General features: G+C 39.7%; 18 protein-coding genes. 9 read left to right on the top strand and 9 right to left on the bottom strand.

What is annotated here, in order from left to right; genetic code table 11:
* Positions 1–85 precede the first annotated feature (85 nt).
* On the top strand, positions 86–568 hold the full coding sequence (locus IGK53_RS12290) for a GyrI-like domain-containing protein (protein ID WP_002329820.1): 483 nt from the start codon (positions 86–88) through the stop codon (positions 566–568).
* 141 nt (positions 569–709) lie between these two features.
* Here IGK53_RS12290 and IGK53_RS12285 read toward each other — a convergent pair whose 3' ends face one another.
* A complete protein-coding gene (locus IGK53_RS12285) occupies positions 710–1177 on the bottom strand; it encodes an Rrf2 family transcriptional regulator (protein WP_002314309.1) in 468 nt (155 codons plus the stop codon).
* A 122-nt stretch (positions 1178–1299) separates the two neighbouring features.
* Here IGK53_RS12285 and IGK53_RS12280 point away from each other — a divergent pair, with 122 nt between their 5' ends.
* Positions 1300–2151, top strand: coding sequence for an SDR family oxidoreductase (locus tag IGK53_RS12280; RefSeq protein ID WP_002329821.1), 852 nt, complete (start codon positions 1300–1302; stop codon positions 2149–2151).
* A gap of 335 nt (positions 2152–2486) precedes the next feature.
* Here the strand turns inward: IGK53_RS12280 and nagE are convergent, their stop codons facing one another.
* Together nagE and IGK53_RS12270 are read right to left on the bottom strand one after the other, a co-directional pair.
* Positions 2487–4445 carry an N-acetylglucosamine-specific PTS transporter subunit IIBC gene (gene nagE / locus IGK53_RS12275; RefSeq protein WP_002329822.1) on the bottom strand — a complete coding sequence of 653 codons (1959 nt, stop codon included), beginning with the start codon at positions 4443–4445 and terminating at the stop codon, positions 2487–2489.
* Complete coding sequence (locus IGK53_RS12270; protein WP_002310480.1) at positions 4442–5314, bottom strand: PRD domain-containing protein; 873 nt, start codon at positions 5312–5314, stop codon at positions 4442–4444. Before IGK53_RS12270 ends, nagE begins: the two co-directional genes overlap by 4 nt.
* 353 nt (positions 5315–5667) lie before the next feature.
* Here IGK53_RS12270 and IGK53_RS12265 point away from each other — a divergent pair, with 353 nt between their 5' ends.
* Positions 5668–6936 carry a glycoside hydrolase family 73 protein gene (locus IGK53_RS12265; protein ID WP_002329823.1) on the top strand — a complete coding sequence of 423 codons (1269 nt, stop codon included), beginning with the start codon at positions 5668–5670 and terminating at the stop codon, positions 6934–6936.
* 417 nt (positions 6937–7353) lie between these two features.
* On the opposite strand, the gene IGK53_RS12260 is transcribed toward IGK53_RS12265, so the two are convergent.
* Both IGK53_RS12260 and IGK53_RS12255 read right to left on the bottom strand, forming a co-directional pair.
* On the bottom strand, positions 7354–10167 hold the full coding sequence (locus IGK53_RS12260) for a glucosaminidase domain-containing protein (protein WP_002329824.1): 2814 nt from the start codon (positions 10165–10167) through the stop codon (positions 7354–7356).
* 65 nt (positions 10168–10232) lie between these two features.
* On the bottom strand, positions 10233–10439 hold the full coding sequence (locus IGK53_RS12255; protein WP_002329825.1) for a hypothetical protein: 207 nt from the start codon (positions 10437–10439) through the stop codon (positions 10233–10235).
* Between the two features lie 190 nt (positions 10440–10629).
* Here IGK53_RS12255 and IGK53_RS12250 point away from each other — a divergent pair, with 190 nt between their 5' ends.
* The 4 genes from IGK53_RS12250 to IGK53_RS12235 all read left to right on the top strand — a co-directional run bounded on the left by IGK53_RS12250 (position 10630) and on the right by IGK53_RS12235 (position 14032).
* Positions 10630–11094 (top strand): MarR family winged helix-turn-helix transcriptional regulator, encoded by a 465-nt coding sequence (locus tag IGK53_RS12250; protein ID WP_002315865.1) that lies wholly within the window; start codon positions 10630–10632, stop codon positions 11092–11094.
* The gene (locus IGK53_RS12245) at positions 11078–11707 is read left to right on the top strand and encodes a nitroreductase family protein (RefSeq protein WP_002310475.1); all 630 of its coding nucleotides are present in this window, start codon (positions 11078–11080) and stop codon (positions 11705–11707) included. Before IGK53_RS12250 ends, IGK53_RS12245 begins: the two co-directional genes overlap by 17 nt.
* A gap of 353 nt (positions 11708–12060) precedes the next feature.
* A complete protein-coding gene (msr(C), locus tag IGK53_RS12240) occupies positions 12061–13539 on the top strand; it encodes an ABC-F type ribosomal protection protein Msr(C) (protein WP_002329826.1) in 1479 nt (492 codons plus the stop codon).
* 46 nt (positions 13540–13585) lie between these two features.
* Positions 13586–14032, top strand: a complete 447-nt coding sequence (locus tag IGK53_RS12235) for a DUF2798 domain-containing protein (protein ID WP_002310470.1) — start codon at positions 13586–13588, stop codon at positions 14030–14032.
* Between the two features lie 200 nt (positions 14033–14232).
* On the opposite strand, the gene IGK53_RS12230 is transcribed toward IGK53_RS12235, so the two are convergent.
* Positions 14233–14748 (bottom strand): PadR family transcriptional regulator, encoded by a 516-nt coding sequence (locus IGK53_RS12230; protein WP_430604818.1) that lies wholly within the window; start codon positions 14746–14748, stop codon positions 14233–14235.
* 116 nt (positions 14749–14864) lie between these two features.
* On the opposite strand from IGK53_RS12230, the gene IGK53_RS12225 reads away from it, so the two are divergent.
* Both IGK53_RS12225 and IGK53_RS12220 read left to right on the top strand, forming a co-directional pair.
* The gene (locus tag IGK53_RS12225) at positions 14865–16067 is read left to right on the top strand and encodes an MFS transporter (protein WP_002329827.1); all 1203 of its coding nucleotides are present in this window, start codon (positions 14865–14867) and stop codon (positions 16065–16067) included.
* A gap of 371 nt (positions 16068–16438) precedes the next feature.
* Positions 16439–16759, top strand: coding sequence for a hypothetical protein (locus tag IGK53_RS12220; protein ID WP_002293149.1), 321 nt, complete (start codon positions 16439–16441; stop codon positions 16757–16759).
* Between the two features lie 254 nt (positions 16760–17013).
* Here IGK53_RS12220 and IGK53_RS12215 read toward each other — a convergent pair whose 3' ends face one another.
* The 3 genes from IGK53_RS12215 to proB form a co-directional block, all read right to left on the bottom strand.
* Complete coding sequence (locus tag IGK53_RS12215) at positions 17014–17358, bottom strand: hypothetical protein (protein WP_002293100.1); 345 nt, start codon at positions 17356–17358, stop codon at positions 17014–17016.
* Between the two features lie 75 nt (positions 17359–17433).
* Entirely contained in the window at positions 17434–18681 is a 1248-nt protein-coding gene (locus IGK53_RS12210) for a glutamate-5-semialdehyde dehydrogenase (protein WP_002329828.1), read from the bottom strand.
* Positions 18678–19484, bottom strand: a complete 807-nt coding sequence (proB, locus tag IGK53_RS12205; protein WP_002287451.1) for a glutamate 5-kinase — start codon at positions 19482–19484, stop codon at positions 18678–18680. The genes IGK53_RS12210 and proB overlap by 4 nt, the downstream gene beginning before the upstream one ends.
* Between the last annotated feature and the right edge of the window lie 193 nt (positions 19485–19677).

Here is a 19677-nt window from a genome sequence, read left to right as displayed (position 1 = left end):
GTATCCCTACAAGAAGAGCGTAATCGTGTCATTTCTCTTTAATTTTATGTAAGATGAACTTAACATAATAGAAAGGGTGGGAGAAATGGCAAAGTATAAGATTGAAGAAAAACCAGAGTTTGCAGTGACAGGTATTGGTGTGGAATTGAAAAGTAGCAATACAGATTTTGTCGGTTTGGCAGCAGAGAAGCAAGCCTTTGAGCAAAAAGTCATCAGTGACGGAACAATAGACACCTTGAAACAATCTGCTGAAAATCATTATTTCTTTACAGTCAACGAACCCTATGACGGGAAAATGATGTACTATGTCGGTGTTCAAACGAGTCAGGATATTCCTAACACTACGAGAATCATCCCATTTCCAAAAGGAACCTATCTCATTGTAAGCGCTTCTGCTGAGTCGTCTGAAGAGTTGAGAAATGATTTGACGAATACGGCCTTTGGACATGTTTTAAGAGAAGTAGAAGATTACGCCTATGTTGGGGGACCGAATGCTGTCGTTGAAATGGGTGTTGCCGATGGGAAATACATTGGAGAAATCTGGATACCGGTAGTCAACAAACCATGATAATATAGAGGTCGTGAAAGTAGCGTTTTGACCTGAGCATTAGAGAGGAAAAAGAGGCATGACAAGGATTTTGTTCCTGGGAGAATAAAAGAATTTATGTAGACGATTCCGATCAGAAAAATGCAGGCCCAGTAGAGAGAATTATAAAAATCTCTCTACGAGGCCTGTGTTTTCTGGTCTTTTTTCTTTTTCCAAAACGGCTATTTTATGTATCAGACTATCAAGTGTGATCTTAGCCATTTCTTCTTCTGCTTTTTTCTGCAGCCGAGCGTAGCTTTCTTCTAAAGCTTCCTGGATATTTGCACCAACGACGCAATTTGGGTTTGTTTTTGGATCGACTTGGATAAGCTGTGTATTACCTTCAATGCTACGATAGACATCTAGTAAAGAAATCTGATCTGGTCTTTTGGCAAGGGAAGGTTGCGGTTTTCCGGTTTTTGTAAGGATCAAGCCGGATTTTTTGAGCTGACTCATGATTTTACGTACATTTGCTGCATTTGTTTCGATACTGCTGGCAATCATCTCACTAGAAAGCAATCGGGTATCTTGAAACATTTCAATATAGGCAAGTACATGGATTGCATCACTAAATTGCAGAGAATACTTCATCAATTGTCATCCTTTCATTTTTTTTGCTTGACTTATCTTACCACACTCTTTATGATAAAGGTGTAATTTATAAATGTACAGCTGTAAATCTTAACAAATAAAAGGAATAAGGAGTGGGAAAGATGCATTATTTAGTAACAGGAGCAACTGGAGGTTTTGGTGGTTATGCGCTGGAATTCTTAAAAAAGATGGTTCCACAAAATGAAATCTATGCACTAGTACGTAGTGAAGAAAAAGGAGAAGCACTGAAAGAAGCTGGATTTAACATACGTATTGGTGATTATGATGATTTAGATTCAATGAAAGAAGCGTTGAAAGGAATAGATCGATTGCTTTTTGTCTCTGGCGTTCCAGGAAATCGCCAAGCCGAACATGAGAATGTAGTGAAAGCAGCGCAAGCAGCCGGGGTATCTTATATCGCTTATACAAGTTTTGCAGATGCCGATCACTCAATCAGTGTATTAGCGCCAGATCACCAATTCACTGAAAAAACGATTAAGGATTCAGGTATTCCCCATACATTTTTACGGAACAATTGGTATGTAGAGAATGAATTACCTATCATTGGGCAAGCTTTAACAACTGGTCAATTCGTTTATGCTGCAGGAAATGGAAAAACAGGTTGGGCATTGAAACGTGAATATGCAGAAGCCGCAGCAAAAGTACTAGTAGAGAATGACTCCCTAGAAATCTTAGAATTATCCGGCCATCTAACTGACTATGAAGAATTAGCCAAGGCATTAGAGCGTGCGACAGGTAAAGAGTTAGAAATTATTGAAGCAAGTGATGCAGCGTTTGTCGAAAATCTAAAAGAAGCCGGATTCCCTCAAGAAGCAGCTGACATGTTTTTAGCGATCCAACATGATATCAAAAAGGGTCAGTTAGCTGTTTCTTCTGATGATTTAGAAAAAGTTTTGGAAAAACCATTAGTCTCTCTTGAAGCAGCATTGAAAGAAATATTGGATCAGGAATAATGGATGATATAAAGAGGTTGTGAAAAAGCCGCTTAGTTTTGAGTATGAAGAAAAATTTTATGAAAATGGCTTTCCACATTTTTGCATAAATTTGACTTCATGCCGATAAACTGGTTTTTGAACACCGTTTACCAGAGGTTGTAAAAAAGCTGTTCTGCATCAAGTAATAAGAAGAGTCAAATAAAAAATAGCTCTTCATATGTTTCGTTTGGCTGGACTTATTACCGCGGAGTTGGCAGGAGAACGCCGTTTTTATTCGAAAAAAGCAGCTGAGACAAGATTTTTGTCTCAGCTGCTTTTGTTTATCGATAAAAAAGTCTGGGGAAGACGATGGATCATGCTTTGTTGGAAACAGAGCCGATTTTATCATTTGCTTTTACATCACGTGCGGGTTTAATTTCTAGGTTTTGGACTTTGTCGCCATTTGTGAATACAACGACCATATCCGTGTTTTTGCCTGCAGATTGAATAGCAGCAAGATCAACTAAAGCAATCAATTGACCTCTTGCGACTTTTTGACCTTCTTCTACATATAAAGTGAATGGTTCGCCTTTTAAGTCAACGGTGTTGATGCCCATATGAAGTAAGACTTCGATACCAGAATCAGTTTGGATACCAACGGCATGTTTCGTTGGGAAAATGTTTGTGATCGTACCAGCGATTGGAGAGAAGATTTCTCCATTTTCTGGTAATACAGCATAGCCGTCACCCATCATTTTTTCTGCGAATACATCATCTGAAACTTCAGTGATTGGAATCAGTTTCCCATTTGCGATAGCGTAAATATCTTGTTCGATCGTTCCACCGGCAAACGTCTCTGTTTTAACCACAGTGTTTGTTTGTGTAGGTCGTGCTGCAGCGCCACCATGCAATTTTGCCATCTCATCTGCAACGAATTGTACTTCTGTACCTACGATGACTTGCGCATTTTTCCCATCAATGATTTTCATTCCAGGTACGCCAGTGGCTTTGATTTTGTTTTGATCGATCAGGCCTGTATCTTTGACTTGCAAACGAAGACGTGTAGTACAGTTGTCGATTGAAGTTACATTGTCAGCTCCGCCTAATGCAGCGTAGATTTTGTTTGCTTGTGCAGCATATTTATTGTCTGAATTAGTCGTTGCAGTATCGTCATCTGAAAGATCTGCTTCCTCGCGGCCAGGAGTCATCAGATGGAATTTTTTGATAGCAAAGTTAAAGCCAAAGTAGTAAATTACTGCTGTTACTAACCCTTGGACGATCAACATCAAAGGCTGATTCGCAATCGGATTTTTCAAAGATAGGAAGTAATCGACAAATCCGGCACTAAAGGCAAATCCTGCTGTCCAATGGAAGAATGCACTCACTGCTAAAGAAATCCCAGTGAAAATGGCATGCAAGACATATAATGGCCAAGCAACGAACATAAATGAGAATTCAAGTGGTTCTGTTACACCAGTAAAGAATGAAGCAAAAGCTGCTGCTAACATCAATGAAGCTGTTTTTGCTTTGTTTTCTGGACGTGCATTTCTGTAAATAGCATATGCTCCTGCTGGAAGCCCGAACATCATGATTGGGAAAAATCCAGCTTGATACATTCCTGTTACGCCTTTTGTTCCTTCAGAAGCCAAGAATTTACCGATATCATTGATTCCAGCTACGTCAAACCAGAACACGGAGTTCATTGCTTGATGCAATCCTGTAGGGATCAGTAAACGGTTGAAGAAGCCATAAAGACCTGCACCAACCCATCCTAAACTCAAAATGAATTTAGCAAAAGAAACTAAAGCAGAGTAAACCGGAGGCCATACGAGCAGTAGCACTGCACTGATCAGCAGCATGACGAAGGCAGCTAAGATTGGCACTAAACGCTTGCCGCTAAAGAAAGATAAAGCCATCGGTAATTTTGCTTCGTGGAAACGATTATAAAGAGCTGCCGCAATCAATCCGGCAATAATACCAATAAATACGTTACTGATCTGAGCAAAAGATGGATCAACTGATTCTGGTTTGATATTCAATAAAGTGGCTACTGAATCAGTTTTTAAAACATTTACGGGAACTTCAAATGCAACCAAACCTGCCAAGGCAGCAGCACCTGATTTGTCCACTGACATCCCTAGTGCTAACCCAACAGCAAACAGCAAAGGCAATTGACCTAAAACTGCGTTACCGCCAGCTTGTAAAAAATGAGCGACAATGTCGTTACTATAAGATGCCCACCAGTTTCCGATCCCTACTAGCAAAGCAGCAGCAGGTAAGACCGCAACTGGGAGTTGAAGGGAACGTCCCATTCGTTGTAGATATGCTTTCAATTTTTTTCCTCCTCATGATTGTTAACATTTGTTTGTACGATTGCGCTTCTTAAACGCTCGATATGGATGGCCAAGTAACCCAGTTCTTCTTTCGTGATCGCGAGCTGGTATTCTTTGGTCAGCAACACACGGATTTTTTTAGAAATCTTATAGCTTTCTGGGTATTTTCGTTTGACCATTTCTACGATTTCCGTATCTAAGACAGCATATTGTTGTGCATGGGTTCGTTGTAGAAGCAGTCGTAAATGATTCACCAGTCTTGAATAATTCAGTGAAAATGGTTCTGAATGGATATCTGTTTCCAATTCTGATTCCACTAAATGGATGATATCAGATACAATCGTCACTTCACGGATACTGCGATGGTTATTATTTCGACCGCTTCGTCCGCTGTGGATATGGATTGCGATATATCCTGCTTCGTCATAAGTGTATGGAATCCCAAGCTCTTTTGTCAGATATTCTACTGCCCATTGAGCAATACTGAATTCATCACTGTAAAGCACTTCGATTTCTCTCAAAAGCTTGTTGCGGATGACGATACCGTTATTGATGTTCTCCGCAGAAAAAGCAATGTGGTCGGTCAAAGCGATCAACACATGTTCATTCAGTTTCTCCATCAAGACAGTTTCCGCATGATCGATGATTGTTTCTGCTGCAAACAAAAAGCGTTCATCGATCTGATTGAGTAGATTTTGCAATTTGATTTGTCCTTCTGGCTCCATGACGAATATCCGCTCAATATCACGATCAAAGATCAAATCATTTCTTTTTCTGTCAAATCCAATTCCTTTTCCAATAGCTACTTTTTCCTGCCCACCGTCATCTACCAATACTGCATTTTGATTAAAGATCTTTTTGATTTTCATGCGCGCACCCTTTTTGAAGATTTGGTTTTCATGTCTGCTAGACCAGTTGATTGCGACCAAACAAAAATAGACACGAAAAACCTCCTAGGGAAACCATGTTCCTCAGAGATTTTTCATGCCTAGTATGATCTAGTCACATGAAACGAATTATTGTTAACGTAATCATTTTATATAGACAGTTATGTTTTGTCAATTCTTTTTTTATAATTATAGTAATTTAAAGGAATATATGAGGATCATTGAGAGCACAAAATAAAGAAACGTACGTTATTTAATTATGAGCATTGACTTACTTTTACTTTTTTAGTTACACTGTTATTTAGGTAAAGTTTCATATTTAAAGGAGAAAAAGAATGAAAGCAAGAAATTTATTATTTAGCGTTATTCTTTTAGGAAATCTAGCAGTTGCCAACACAACCGTGCTAGCTGAAGAAACGACAGGAACAGTCACAGCTCAGACAACGAGTTCTTCAGAAATAGGAATTGAAAACGATACAGAAAGTACGTTGCAGTCAGCTACTGTCTCCGAAAATACGGTTTCAACTGAAGAATCAACAACAGGGACAACAGAACAACCGCAAACGGAAGAAAGCACATCAGCAGAAGCTCAGAAAAATCCAGAGAATGCGGAAGAAATCACGAACCAATTGACAGATGGACAAACATTGACACATACCCATCAAGCAGATTTGTCTGAATTCGAAAACTATACTGGCTACGCTTTTTCTGCCCGCTCATCTGCTAATTCTCAACAAGCATTCATTGATAGTATTGCATCCACTGCACAAAGCTTGGCAAGTGCCAATGACTTATACGCATCAGTCATGATTGCACAAGCAATCGTTGAAAGCGGCTGGGGGAACAGTACCTTGGCTTCTGCTCCTAATTACAATCTATTTGGAATCAAAGGAAGCTATAATGGCCAATCTGTTACGATGCCTACTTCGGAATATGTCAATGGACAATGGATTACGGTAAATGCTGCTTTTAGAAAATATCCTTCGTACAAAGAATCATTACAAGATAATGTGACGGTATTGAAGACGACTTCTTTCCAGCCGGGCGTGTATTACTATTCTGGTGCATGGAAAAGCAATACGAACTCTTACAAGGATGCTACAGCTTGGTTGACCGGTCGTTATGCCACTGCGCCTAATTATGGTGCTACACTAAACAATGTAATCGAGACTTACAATCTGACGCAGTATGATACAGCACCAACTTCAACTTCTCCAATGTATCGTTTATATAATCGTCATACAGGAGAGCATTTGTATACATTGAATGCCGGTGAAAAAAATTATCTGCCAACTGTAGGCTGGGAATATGAAGGAATTGCTTGGCAAGCACCAAACAGTGGACAGCCTGTCTACCGTTTATACAATCCTTACAGCGGAGACCATCATTACACAATGGCGCAATCTGAGATCAACTCCTTAACAAAAATCGGTTGGCGCTATGAAGGTCTAAGTTTTTACTCTGGTGGTTCCAAGCCAATCTATCGACTATTCAATCCAAATGAAAAAACTGGTACCCATCACTATACCTTAAGTGCGAAAGAAAGAGATTGGCTAACGCCAATGGGCTGGAGATATGAAGGAATAGGATTTTATGGTTATTAAAAAGAGGTTGTGACAGAAGTGGTCAGCTTCAAGAAATAAGAAGGAATTGACGACAATTGTTTCTCCAATTTTTGTGAGATTTCGGCTTATTCTCGAAGAAGGTACTTCTGGAACACCATGTATCAGAGGTTGTGAAATCAGCGTCCTGACCTGAGTATTAGAGAAACAAACGGAAAAATAGTTCTTCATATTTTGCCGTTTTTTGAGCTAATACCGAGGGTCAGCTGATTGAACACCGTTTAAGGAAGAGGTTGTGAAAAAGCTGTCCTGCATCAAGTAATAAGAACAGCCAAACAAAAGCAGTTTCTCATGTTTTTCGTTTGGCTGGACTTATTACCGTAGATGCAAGTTTTTGAACACCATTTACTCAAAAAAGGTTGTGACAACATTCTTGTCACAACCTCTTTTTATACCCGTTCAATCAAATTGATCCAGCTTCCAATATTCGATCAGATTATTCAATTTTTGACCGTAATCAGGATCTGTCGCGTATGTTCCTGTTAATGCACGGGTAGCATCTCTATAAGAACGTGCATTGACTTTCCATGTCCCCGCATATCGGTTTGGGTCCCAAGAAACACCATATCTTAATTTTAAGGCGTTATCTAAGAAGGATTGGTCAGTGGACTGATAGACCCGAAATTTTGAATTGACAGGGACAACGACACCATTAATCACTTCGTTAGATATATGCCAGATATAGCCATACTTTCCTTCATCTTCGCCGTCTTTGAATTTCATCCCAAAGAAGTTATTCGCGTGCTGAGCTAGATAGCTTGTGCCATATCCTGTTTCTAGGATCGCTTGAGCCAACATGACAGAAGTATACAAGCCATGAGCAGGCGCGATACGATTCGCACTTTGGCTGACAGAATTGATGAATCTTCCCTGAGGTGTCTGATCATTCACTTGTCCTAGAATCGTCAGTTGGTTTGGCTGATAGCCGCTTGGCCGCCGGTCGTTTTCAACAATGGTTAGCTGGATACCTTCAACAGGCAAATTCATTCTGACAGAGCCTGCTTTTTGTCCATTTGATGCCCAGCCTAACCAGCCTCTGGAACGAACAAAGGCACGATAATAAATATCATAGTTTTCAGCAAGTTCTCCTGTTAACTGAAAGGAAAAGGCTTGAAGAGAGCGATTTTGTCCAGTCGTTCCTGAGATCGCTCCATTGGATACAGTTCTGGTCCAACCGCTGTCAGCTATGTGTGAATCATATTGGATACCGCCAGTATACCTTGATGTTCTTAAATTTGCGCGAATCGCTTCAAATTGTCTTCCTTGATTTGCGTAGCTGATCGAGTTGTTCAGGCTCGTTTGGCTTACCCAGCCAATATTCGATACATGTCCTTGCAACGTGATTCTAGGTGGAGCTATACGAAAGGCGCGAGTAGTTGCACCAGGTGCGGCTCCTCCTTTCCTTACTAATACAATTTGAATCGCTTCTGCACGGTAAGCATAGCCTTGTGTACCAGCTGATTCACCGTTCTTTGCCCAGTTCATCCAGCCGAATTCTTGTGCATGTACACGATAATAAACGTCATATCGGGTGCTGATTGTGCCAGTCAGATTGATGCGGATCGCCTCAATAGGCAGATTTTGTCCAGTCGTACCAGAAATCGTGCCATTTTGTGCCCAGTTGGTTTCCCAACCTTTGTTAGCGATATGGGATTGATAAGTGATACCGCCACCAATTGTATTTTCAGATAAACGCAGTTGCATTGCTTGAAGACTTAACCGTTGGCCAGTCGTACCAGCTTGAGTAGCAGCATCTGTCTGGCCTAACCATCCTCTGTTAGTTACGTGAGTATTCGCCAATACGGATGGTTCCTTTTCGATATAAGAAATACCGTTAGTAGCAGGGCCGGAACTGTTTTTGTCCAATAATTGGATTTCAATTGCTTCGATTTGATGACCGTACCCAAGTGTTCCGGAAGGATTTCCGTTCATTGTCCAAGGAAGCCAGCCAAAATTTCGTACATGGACTCTATAATAAACATTGTAAGTTGCTGCTAATTGTCCAGTTAATCGAATATTGATTCCTTCAATCTGTTTGACTTGTCCAGTCGTTCCAGAAATAGCGCCATTAGCTACCCAATTTTGCCATCCTGAACCTTGGACATAAGAGGTGTATTCAATAGCACCAGAGAGGGAGGATGAAAGATGGATACGAAAAGCTTCTACTTGTAAAGATTGACCTGTTGTTCCTGAAAGTTGACCGCTAGAAACATTTGGCAGCCAACCACGATTTTTGACATGTGTACTATAAGTAATAGATGGATGTGCAGTACGCAAGGTAGATTCATCTGTCTGTGGCACTTTGTTTTGCGGCTGGAAAGAAGAATCAGTTGTTTCTTTTGAATCAGATGCTGTACTTTCAGCTGTTACTATCTGTTCATTTGAGGAATCAGTCTCTGCTGATACTGGATCCTCTGGTTGGAATTCTTTCTGTGAGACAAAAACGATTGAAGAATCCTTTGCTGTCAGCGCATAAAACACTTGATCGCTGATTTGGACTGCTCTTTGTACGTGATAACTTTCTGAATGTGAAATGGTTTCCTCTGATTGTTCTAACCAAGCTTGATCAAGTGACAGAGAGGCAACGGCTGATTCAGAAAGCTGACCTTGTGATGCTTCAACTGGAACTGTTTTTGGCTCATGAGCAGTTACAGAGTTTGCTGCTACCCATCCTTCATAGTTTGCTGTTTGGATATGTACCCAAGTTGTTTGATCCGATAACGCTACTTTATCCGTGATGAGGGCTGGTCCAGATATTTTTTGATGTTCTTCTTGGCGATAGAAGGTAGGATAAATATCTGTTTCATTCAGAGTCGTATAGGTTTCTGTCATACTTATATGTGTTTGAATGATAGGACCAGCTGCAACTTCTGAGTAATACGCACGTACGGAAGAAAGAAAATGCTCCTTGTCTAGAGTGATCGAATCGTCAAACATCAAGAAATCTGCTGATTTTTCCAAGGGTAAAGAATAGGTTTTGATTTTTTTTGCTACATAATAGGCCAGATAATTGGTGACTTGTTCTGTTGGCTCTGTTGGTATGACTAGTTGGATCGTTCCTTTATCCACCCATTGTCCATCGGATAGCTGGACATCAGTAGAGACAATCTCATACACACCTTGCGTATCAATGTAGCTATGAGCAGATTGCTGCTGAATGAACGATTCCTTTGTTTGTTTTGAAGCTGAAAGGTGGATTTTATCAGGTTTCATTTGTTCAAATCTACCATTGCTCCTTGCAAAGAGGGATTTCCAGAGATTTTTGGCGGTGTAAAATTTTATACTGCAGAAGAGCTGTCTTCTAGATTTTGATAGGAATTCTCTCCAGATAGGCTTGATTGGGATGGTGCGCTTTCATCTTCTGATAGGGTAGATGTTTCTGTTGTTTGAACATTTGCCAAAACGGTATCAGCAAATACGAGACTATTAGGTAACAACGTCGCATTCACTAAGAGAAATACTGCGGCTACTATTCTTTTTCTCACATCATTATCCTCTCTTTCTTTTTTATTGTTCCTTCTTTTCATTCTACAAGAGATTTCTTTTATTTACACTCATTTCTATTGAAAGCCTTTGTTTTTTAATTTCACAGCTGATTCTTTGACTTTTTTCTTTTTTTATTCTATTATTGACAAGTCAATCGTTGACTAGTCAATTATTAGAGAGGAGGAAATTATGTCTTTAGAAGAGATTAGCCACCTTTTATATCAAATCAAATTAGCCGATCAAAAAATCGTCCAGATCTTTGAGGAAAATATCGGTATAAGTCTTACTAGATATGAGATCATGATGAGACTGAAAGAAGAAAATCCATTGCTGCAAAGCAGTTTGCAAGAAAAGTTGCAGATTGATCAAGGAGCAGTTACACGTCATCTGAAGGTTTTAGAAGCAAACGGCTATGTTTCGCGTCAGAGAAATCCTCAGAACAACCGGGAAGTGTACGTAGCACTGACAGAAAAAGCCCAGCAGAAAATCGAGCATTGTGAAATGGACCATAAAGATACAGGTTCCGTGCTGTCCCCAGCTTTCAGCGATGCAGAAATGAAACAATTCCTAACACTTTTAGATAAATTGAATACCCAACTTTGCAATATAACAACAGAAACGAAAGAGGTTAATAATAATGGAACAAAAAAATGATTTTTCAACAATTATGACTGGTAGAAGATCCGTTCGCGTATATGATGAAACATACAAAATCCCACACGAAGAAATGCTGGAAATGATCAAAGAAGCGACGACTGCTCCTTCTTCTGTCAACATGCAACCATGGCGCTTTGTGGTCGCTGAAAGCGAGGAAGCAAAAGAAATCTTGCGTCCTTTGATCCGTTTCAATACGAGACAAAATGATACTTCTTCTGCAATGGTCATGATTTTTGGCGATATGCAATGTTACGAATATGGCGAAGAAATCTATAACCAAGCTTACGAATCAGGGAAGATGCCAAAAGAAGTCAGAGATCAACAATTAGCTGCGATCATTCCTTATTACAAGAGCTTTTCAAGAGAAGAAATGAACGATGTAGTCAAAGTCGATTCTAGCTTAGCGGCTATGCAATTCATGTTAGTTGCACGTGATCATGGCTATGAAACAAATCCAATTGGTGGATTCGAAGCAGATCAGTTGGCAGAGGCATTTGGTTTGGATAAAGACCGCTATGTTCCAGTTATTATTTTATCAATAGGAAAAGCGGTAGAAGAAGGTTATGAGTCTGTTCGTTTAGCACCAGAAAAGATCACTACGTTCAAATAAAAGGTTTTCAGTTACTATTCAGTAGCTATTGCTTTTTTTGAATCGTGTGTGGTAACCTAATAAAAAAGGAGGTCGGAAAAATGACTGCATCGATGAAATTACGTTTTGAACTTTTGAATAACAACTAAATAAATTCAAAAGACATGTATAAACAACAATTTCATGGGTGGAGTATGTCCATTTTTTCGAACGACAGTAGAATAGGTGAAAGCTATGACAGATTTGATGATTTAGTCATAGTTATTTCGTTCAGAGTAGGAAAAGATGTTATGCAGTTTTTTTGCAAACAGATTTTTCTGCTCTTTTTTAGTATCGATAATTGTTGTTTTACATGAAATAGGAGTGTAAAACATATGGAAAATTTAGCAATAAATATAACAAACCTGCAAGTTCGTTTTGGTAACCAGTTAGAATTATCTATTGATTCTCTTCGTGTCTATCAGCAAGATCGGATAGGAATCATAGGAGAAAATGGAGTCGGTAAATCAACGTTGCTGAAACTGATAGCCGGAGAACTTATCCCCAATCAAGGGAAAATCCAAACAGAGATCACTTTCAACTATCTGCCTCAATTAACCTATCTTGCTGAAACAAAGGATCTGAATTTGGAATTAGCCAGTCATTTCCAGTTAAAACTGGAAGAAACTTCGGAACGGAAATGGAGTGGAGGGGAAGAACGAAAGATCGAGTTGATACGTCTTCTTTCTTCTTATGAACAAGGGATGCTTCTAGACGAGCCGACGACCCATCTAGATAGAAAAAGTGTGGATCGACTGATTGAAGAGCTTCGTTATTATTATGGCACGCTGATTTTTGTTAGTCATGACCGCTATTTTCTAGATGAGCTGGCAACGAAAATCTGGGAAGTAAAAGACGGAGAAATCCGAGAGTTTTCGGGGAATTATAGTGCCTATCTCACTCAAAAGGAATTGGAGAAAAAGACTCAGCTACGAGAAGCAGAGTCGATCATGAAAGAGAAAAAACGATTGGAAAAATCGATCCAAGAAAAGAAAAAACAAGCGGAAAAGTTGGAAAAAGTGTCTAGTAAAAAGAAAAAGCAACAAATCAGACCGGATCGGTTGTCTTCCTCTAAACAAAAAGACAGTGTACAAAAAGCCATCCAAAAGAATGCGAAAACATTAGAGAGAAGACTCCAAAAAATAGGAGAAACAACTAAGCCGCAACAGATGAAACAAATCCGTTTTCCAGTACCAAAATCTCTTGCACTCCACAATCGTTATCCAATCATGGGACAAAATATCCAATTGGAAAGAAACGGGAGAATATTACTGATAAATAGCGATTTTCAATTTTCTTTAGGTAAAAAAATCGCGATTGTCGGCGAAAATGGTTCAGGTAAGACAACCTTATTGGAACATATCCGCAAACAAGGAGAAGGAATCCTCCTTTCGCCGAAAGTAAGCTTTCAAGTCTATCAGCAAAAGGATTATCAAATGACATCTGAAGAATCCGTCATTCGTTTTGTCATGAGACAAACAGAGTTTTCGGAATCGCTTGTCCGTAGTTTGCTGAATCACTTAGGGTTTGCTCAGGAAACTCTGACGAAACCGTTGTGTACGTTAAGTGGGGGAGAAGCGACCCGTTTGACGATTGCTTTGCTTTTTACTAAGCCAAGTAATGTGTTGCTGTTAGATGAACCGACTAATTTCATTGATATGGCAACGATCGAAGCTTTAGAGCAGCTGATGCAAGTATATCCGGGAACGATTTTGTTTACTTCTCATGATTCCTACTTTGTCGAACGTACGGCTGATGAAGTTTATGAAATAAAAGGGCAGAAAATAAAAAAAGTACTTACGAGAAATTTTTAAATGTGCTACGATGATTTTCGTGACAAATTTAAAGGAGTGGTACAGATTGCCTACAAATAAAAAAGAAGGAATAATTTTTACAACAATGATGTGTTTTTTGATGGTCTTGGGGATGAGCGCGTATAATTTATGGCTGCATCAAGATCTTCATTTATCAAGTTTGTTGATTGGTCTAGTGCCTGGATTCGTGGTGGCTTTCATTTTGGATGTCTTCATCATCGGTGTGCTGGCGAAAAAAATTGCCTTTAAACTACCAGTAAATCCAGAAAGCAAGATCCAAATGATCTTAACTATTTCCTGCTTGATGGTTTTAGGAATGGTCACATGTATGTCTTTGTTTGGTGTGATCATGGAACAAGGAATACCTGATCAATTATTCTCTGCTTATATGAATGCTTGGAAAATGAATGTGATTGCCGCTTTACCGTTGCAGTTGATCATCGTTGGCCCACTTTCAAGAAGTGTGTTGAAAGCCATTCAAAGCAATGAATGATGGAATACTGTTTATTTGAAAAAAAGGTTGTGACTTGCTTTTTGTCACAGTCCCTTCAATGCAGTTCTAGAAAGAAAAATGATCCGAACGATAGGTTTTTGCCTGTCTTTCGGATCGTTTTTCTTTTTCAGCTGTATCGTTCTTTTAGTGAAGAGGATTCGTTGCTTAATAGATAAATCTAGAAAGGTTCTGTTTATCCATTACTCAAAAAACGGCTGCATTTGTTCTCTTACTTGCTGACACCATTGGAGTTCCTGGTGACAAAGCATGATTCGGCGCTGGATCACAACATAACGCCCAAATTCTTGTCTCTTGTCTAGCGAGAGGTCATTCAATTTTTTTTGATTTTTTTGCATGATTTTGTTCAGCTGTTGTTCTCTAGTGAATAGCAGTCCAGTAGCTGTTGTTTTGTCGAGTGTTGAAAAAGCATAGATTTTTGCTAAAAATTCATCTTTTTGTGTAGGAGCTGGGGTCTCCTCTTTGATCCATTCCTCCACAAGGGCACGTCCTTCATCAGTCAAGTGGTAGATCTTTTTTTGAGAGTGCTCGTCTTTGTCCAAAACGGTCACATAACCCTGCTGGTCTAACTTGGCAAGCGTCGTATAAATCTGACTGTGATGAGCTTCCCAAAAAATCGTGATCAGCTGCTTCAATTCATACCCAGAACGCGGTTTGGATAAAAGCACGCATAATAATATATAGGCTAAAGTATTCATAAAAATCCTACCTCTCGTCTTATTTTCTTTATTATATCACAGTAAAATTTCCATGTTTTACATGTGCATATTTACATGTAAAATAAATCATGTATGATGCTAATAGAGAGAAAGGGATGGATATATTGGAGAATCAAATAGATATACAAGAACAAACAAATGAAGAAACAAAGGGGAAAAGTTCGGCGCTAGTTGTAGCAGCTACCTGTATGATCGCTTTTATGGGAGTGGGCCTAGTAGACCCGATCTTAAAAACGATTGCTGCACAGTTAAACGCTACGCCAGCTGAAACGACCCTGTTATTTACTAGTTACATGCTAGTCACTGGTGTGGTGATGCTATTTACAGGTTTCCTATCTAGTCGGATTGGCTTGAAAAAAACATTGATGACCGGATTGTTTATCATCGTTGTATTCGCTGGTCTTGGTGGATTATCTGGCAATATCGGTATGTTGATTGGGTTACGTGCTGGCTGGGGAGTCGGGAATGCTTTATTTGTCTCTACTGCTTTAGCAACGATCGTCAGTATTTTAGTCGGTAACACAGAAAAAGCAATCATGATGTATGAAGCAGCTCTTGGCTGCGGAATGGCTGTTGGCCCGCTAGTCGGTGGGGTCTTGGGCAGCGGTTCATGGCGTTATCCATTTTTTGGGGTAGCATTTTTGATGTTTTGCGGTTTTATAGCCCTAGCGGTACTTTTACCTGAAACTGAGAAATCAAAGAGAAAAGTAGGCCTTTGGGAAGGTGTCAAAGCGTTAAGCAATCATAAACTTCGTTCAGTTGGACTGATCGCATTGTTATATAATTTCGGATTCTTTACTTTACTTGCGTATGCGCCATTTTTATTGATTGGCTATTCTGAATTAGAAGTCGGTTTTGTATTTTTTGGCTGGGGTGTGCTTCTGGCTATTGCTTCGATTTTCGTTGCACCAGCTCTTGAGCGGAAGTTTACGACTTATCGGACGATTTTAGCTGCATTTGTCTTATTCATTATTTGTTTGCTGTTATTAGGAGCTGGAACTTCTATGCCAGTCCTTGTACCGATCAGTATTGTGTTAGCAGGATTTTTCCAAGGAATCATCAATACACTGTTGACGACGATTGCTATGGAAATACCCGGTCTGCAACGAAACGTTGCTTCTTCCAGCTATAGTTTTGTCCGCTTTTTCGGTGGAGCTTTAGCACCATTTATTGCAGGTGTGATCGGCGAACATATTGGTGAAAGCTATGCGTTTTATTTTGCAGGGGCCATTGTTCTTATCAGTGTATGTTGTATCATTTATCACCGTAATTATTTTGCTACAAATGAAGAAGAATAAGAAATCAGAGGTTGTGAAAAAGCTGTCCTGCATCAAGTAATAAGAACAGCCAAACAAAAATAGCTCCTCCTATTTTTCGTTTGGTTGGACTTATTACCGCAGATGCAAGCTTTTGAACACTGTTTAAGGAAGAGATTGTGAAATCAGCGCTTTGACCTGAGTATTAGAGAAGCAACGGAAAAGTAGTTCTTCATATTTTGCCATTTGTTGAGCGAATACCGAAGGACAGCTGATTGAACACCGTTTATTCGGAAAAAGGGAATGTGACACGATTTTTGTCACATTCCCTTTTTTTCTCAAAATAATGAAACTGGAAAATTTTCAGTAGGTAAGCTAAAATTCATTTAAGAAAAAGAATGGGGGGATAATAGATGCTGGAAGAATATTTTCAGGAAGTCGGGTTGACACTCGTTGAATTACCCATTGAATTTTCAGATGATCGGTTGATTTATCGTGGCTATATCAAAGAATTGCCAATGATCAACGCGGAAGGTGAAACTAGAAAAGCGATGCAGCAAAAAATAGCTGGTATGTATCAGGTGTATCGGGAACAGCTATTGGCAGAATCAGCGGAAGAAGAAAAAACGATGAACTTGTCCATGGATGAGCTGCTTCGTTATTATGATGGCGAAACATTTGACGGATTTTCACTTCTTAACGAAGAGGAAACAGATTTACCAGGCAGCTGGTAGGAGAACACCGTTTATATGGAAAGAGGCTGGGACAGAAGCGTTTAACTCCAAGAAATAAGAAGAAATTCACGAAAATTGCTTTTCAAATTTTTGCGAATTTCAGCTTATTTCCGAAGGAGTTGCTTCTGCTCCCGCCGTTTATACATGTTTAGAGCGTGGGACAAAAGTTTTTCTTTACTTTTGTCCCACGCTCTAAAAAGTTCGGCAGTTTTTTGCCGATGTTCAAAGCACCCTACTTATCGTACGGATATTTTTTAGCGGAAAGTCCGATTCAAGTGGTTTTTATTCAGCTGATATTTATAAGATAAGTGAAAGATACCAGCAATCAGCAACGTAATCGTATAGGCAATTGAATGATCGAAAAAAGAATAGTAATTGACTCCAGCTAACAGGCATAATGCAACCATATAGCTGATGTGTAAGCGAGCAACCAAACCTTTTGGCCCAATTTTGTCAAAATACTGCGCCCATTTTTCCCGTTGACTCCCTATGCTTCGTTTTTTGAACTGAAAAAAAAGGGATAAAATACCGACTCCTAGAAAAGCAGCGATATTCAGAGAAATAAGGTAAATAAAAAAAATCATTAAAATTTCAAACATATTGACACCTTTCTAATTGGATAGAACCTTTACAGTAAAAAGGCAAAAGGCGTGAATAATGTTTCACACGAAACATTATTCGCGGATTTGTCCATCGCCATAAATGATATATTTTGTGGAAGTTAATTCATTTAACCCCATTGGACCACGGGCATGTAGCTTTTGAGTGGAGATGCCGATCTCTGCACCAAAACCAAATACCGATCCGTCTGTAAAACGAGTGGAGGCATTGACATAGACAGCCGCCGCGTCCACTTCATTCAAGAAACGCTGACTAGCCGAATAGCTATCTGTCACGATTGTTTCTGAATGCTTGGTGTTATGTCGGTTGATATGCGCAATTGCTTCACTTAAAGAATCGACTACTTTGACGGCAAGGATATAATCTAGATATTCAGTATCCCAATCTGCCTCTTCTGCTAAAGCAGCTGTCTCTAGATATTCTAACGCACGAGCATCCGCACGTAAAGAGACGCCGTGTTCTACCAGTTCTTTTTCAATGGCTGGTAAGAAAAAGGGTGCGATCTCAGAATGGATCAGTAATGTTTCTGCCGCGTTGCAGACAGAAGGACGGGAAGCTTTTGCATTGACGATGATTTTCACTGCCATAGACAACTGTGCTTCTTTATCGATGTATACGTGATTATTTCCTGTACCTGTTTCAATGATAGGTACCGTTGCCTGTTCTTTGACTCGTTGGATCAATTTTGCTCCGCCTCGAGGGATCAGCACATCTAAGTATTCTGTCAATCGCATTAACTGTCCTGCAGTTTCGTGTGAAGTATCATCGACAAACTGGATGGCATAAGGAGATTCGCCAGCACTGACCAGTACTTGCTGCAATAGTTGGACCAGTAATTGGTTCGAGAAGAATGCTTCTTTGCCACCGCGAAGGATAACGGCATTCCCTGATTTGAACGCTAGACTGGCTGCATCAGTCGTGACATTTGGACGAGATTCGTAAATGATACCGATCACGCCGAGGGGCACGCGCTTTTTGCCGATTCTCAATCCGTCGGTGTTCGTCCACATCTCATCTACTTTTCCAATAGGATCGTCTAACGAAGCAATCTTTTCGATCTCTGCAGCCATGGCATTGATTCGCTCAGGTGTCAGCTGCAAGCGGTCTTGCATCGTTTCACTGATATTGTTTTCGACTGCTTTTTCTAAGTCTTTCTGATTTGCTTCGATGATCGCTTGTTGATTCTTTTTGATGGTTTTCGCCATCTGAACAAGTAGCTCATTTTTACGGTTTGTAGGCATAAGTGCTAGTTGTTGCGCACTATCTTTTGCCTGTTGCCCTAATTGCATCAAATCAGTCATTTCAAGTCCTCCTTAAATAAAGTACCTACTTCTTTTCCTGCAAGAATATCAAAAATGATTGCCGGATTTTTTCCATTTGCTAGAATCATTGCACTGTTTGCTTCAAATATCCTAGAAGCTGCTTTTAATTTACTTTGCATACCGCCTGTTCCAAAGGTGCTGCCTGCACCACCTGCTTGTGCCAGAATCTTTTCATCGATTTTATCGATATAGCGATACATCTGAGCCTCGGGATTTGTAGTCGGATTATCTGAATAAAAACCGTCGATATCAGAAAGAACGATCAAAAGGTCTGCCGCGACAAGTTTTGCCATGATTGCTGACAGCTGATCATTATCGCCAAATTTTGTCAGATGATCTAATTCATCTACTGCGACAGTATCGTTTTCGTTCACGATAGGAATCGTATCCATGATCAAAAGCTGTTCCAATGTATTCCTCACATTTTTACGACTTTCAGGGTAATCTACCACGTCTCTTGTCACGAGGATTTGTGCTGTCTGCTGATTATATACACTGAATCTTTGATTATAGATATTCATCAATTCGGCTTGACCAACAGCCGCCGCAGCTTGCTGTTCAGGGATCAAAGTCGGACGTTCTGACAAATGTAATTTATGCATACCGACGCCTACAGCTCCCGATGAGACTAGGATCACTTCCTTTCCACGATTTCTAAGATCGGAAAGGACAAAAGCTAACTGATCGATCGCCGCAAGATTGATGTTTCCATTGGGATAGATCAATGTACTTGTTCCTACTTTGACAATAATTCGTTTTGCATTTTTTATTTCTTTACGCATGTGACACCTCAATCAAATATCCACTCATTAATTTCGTTCTATTCTACTTGTTTTGACGAGTAAAGTCATGTAAAAAATAGTTTTTTTGTACAACTTGCAGTTGTTCGGTAAAAGAACGCGTTAATGGTTGACTTTAGGATAGCAGAATTTCTTGAAGAATTTGTAAAGAGAGTCTTTTATAGCCTCGAATATG

The sequence above is a fragment of the Enterococcus sp. DIV1224 genome, from assembly GCF_050555455.1.
Lineage (GTDB): Bacteria > Bacillota > Bacilli > Lactobacillales > Enterococcaceae > Enterococcus_B > Enterococcus_B lactis.
This window is presented reverse-complemented; position numbering and strand designations above follow the sequence as displayed.

Excerpts from the sequence above, each read along its gene's own strand:
- IGK53_RS12290 (WP_002329820.1), top strand. The coding sequence starts at position 86 with ATGGCAAAGTATAAGATTGAAGAAAAACCAGAGTTTGCAGTGACAGGT.
- IGK53_RS12285 (WP_002314309.1), bottom strand. The coding sequence starts at position 1,177 with ATGAAGTATTCTCTGCAATTTAGTGATGCAATCCATGTACTTGCCTAT.
- IGK53_RS12280 (WP_002329821.1), top strand. The coding sequence starts at position 1,300 with ATGCATTATTTAGTAACAGGAGCAACTGGAGGTTTTGGTGGTTATGCG.
- IGK53_RS12270 (WP_002310480.1), bottom strand. The coding sequence starts at position 5,314 with ATGAAAATCAAAAAGATCTTTAATCAAAATGCAGTATTGGTAGATGAC.
- IGK53_RS12265 (WP_002329823.1), top strand. The coding sequence starts at position 5,668 with ATGAAAGCAAGAAATTTATTATTTAGCGTTATTCTTTTAGGAAATCTA.
- IGK53_RS12260 (WP_002329824.1), bottom strand. The coding sequence starts at position 10,167 with ATGAAACCTGATAAAATCCACCTTTCAGCTTCAAAACAAACAAAGGAA.
- IGK53_RS12250 (WP_002315865.1), top strand. The coding sequence starts at position 10,630 with ATGTCTTTAGAAGAGATTAGCCACCTTTTATATCAAATCAAATTAGCC.
- IGK53_RS12245 (WP_002310475.1), top strand. The coding sequence starts at position 11,078 with ATGGAACAAAAAAATGATTTTTCAACAATTATGACTGGTAGAAGATCC.
- IGK53_RS12230 (WP_430604818.1), bottom strand. The coding sequence starts at position 14,748 with ATGAATACTTTAGCCTATATATTATTATGCGTGCTTTTATCCAAACCG.
- IGK53_RS12225 (WP_002329827.1), top strand. The coding sequence starts at position 14,865 with ATGGATATATTGGAGAATCAAATAGATATACAAGAACAAACAAATGAA.
- IGK53_RS12220 (WP_002293149.1), top strand. The coding sequence starts at position 16,439 with ATGCTGGAAGAATATTTTCAGGAAGTCGGGTTGACACTCGTTGAATTA.
- IGK53_RS12215 (WP_002293100.1), bottom strand. The coding sequence starts at position 17,358 with ATGTTTGAAATTTTAATGATTTTTTTTATTTACCTTATTTCTCTGAAT.
- IGK53_RS12210 (WP_002329828.1), bottom strand. The coding sequence starts at position 18,681 with ATGACTGATTTGATGCAATTAGGGCAACAGGCAAAAGATAGTGCGCAA.
- proB (WP_002287451.1), bottom strand. The coding sequence starts at position 19,484 with ATGCGTAAAGAAATAAAAAATGCAAAACGAATTATTGTCAAAGTAGGA.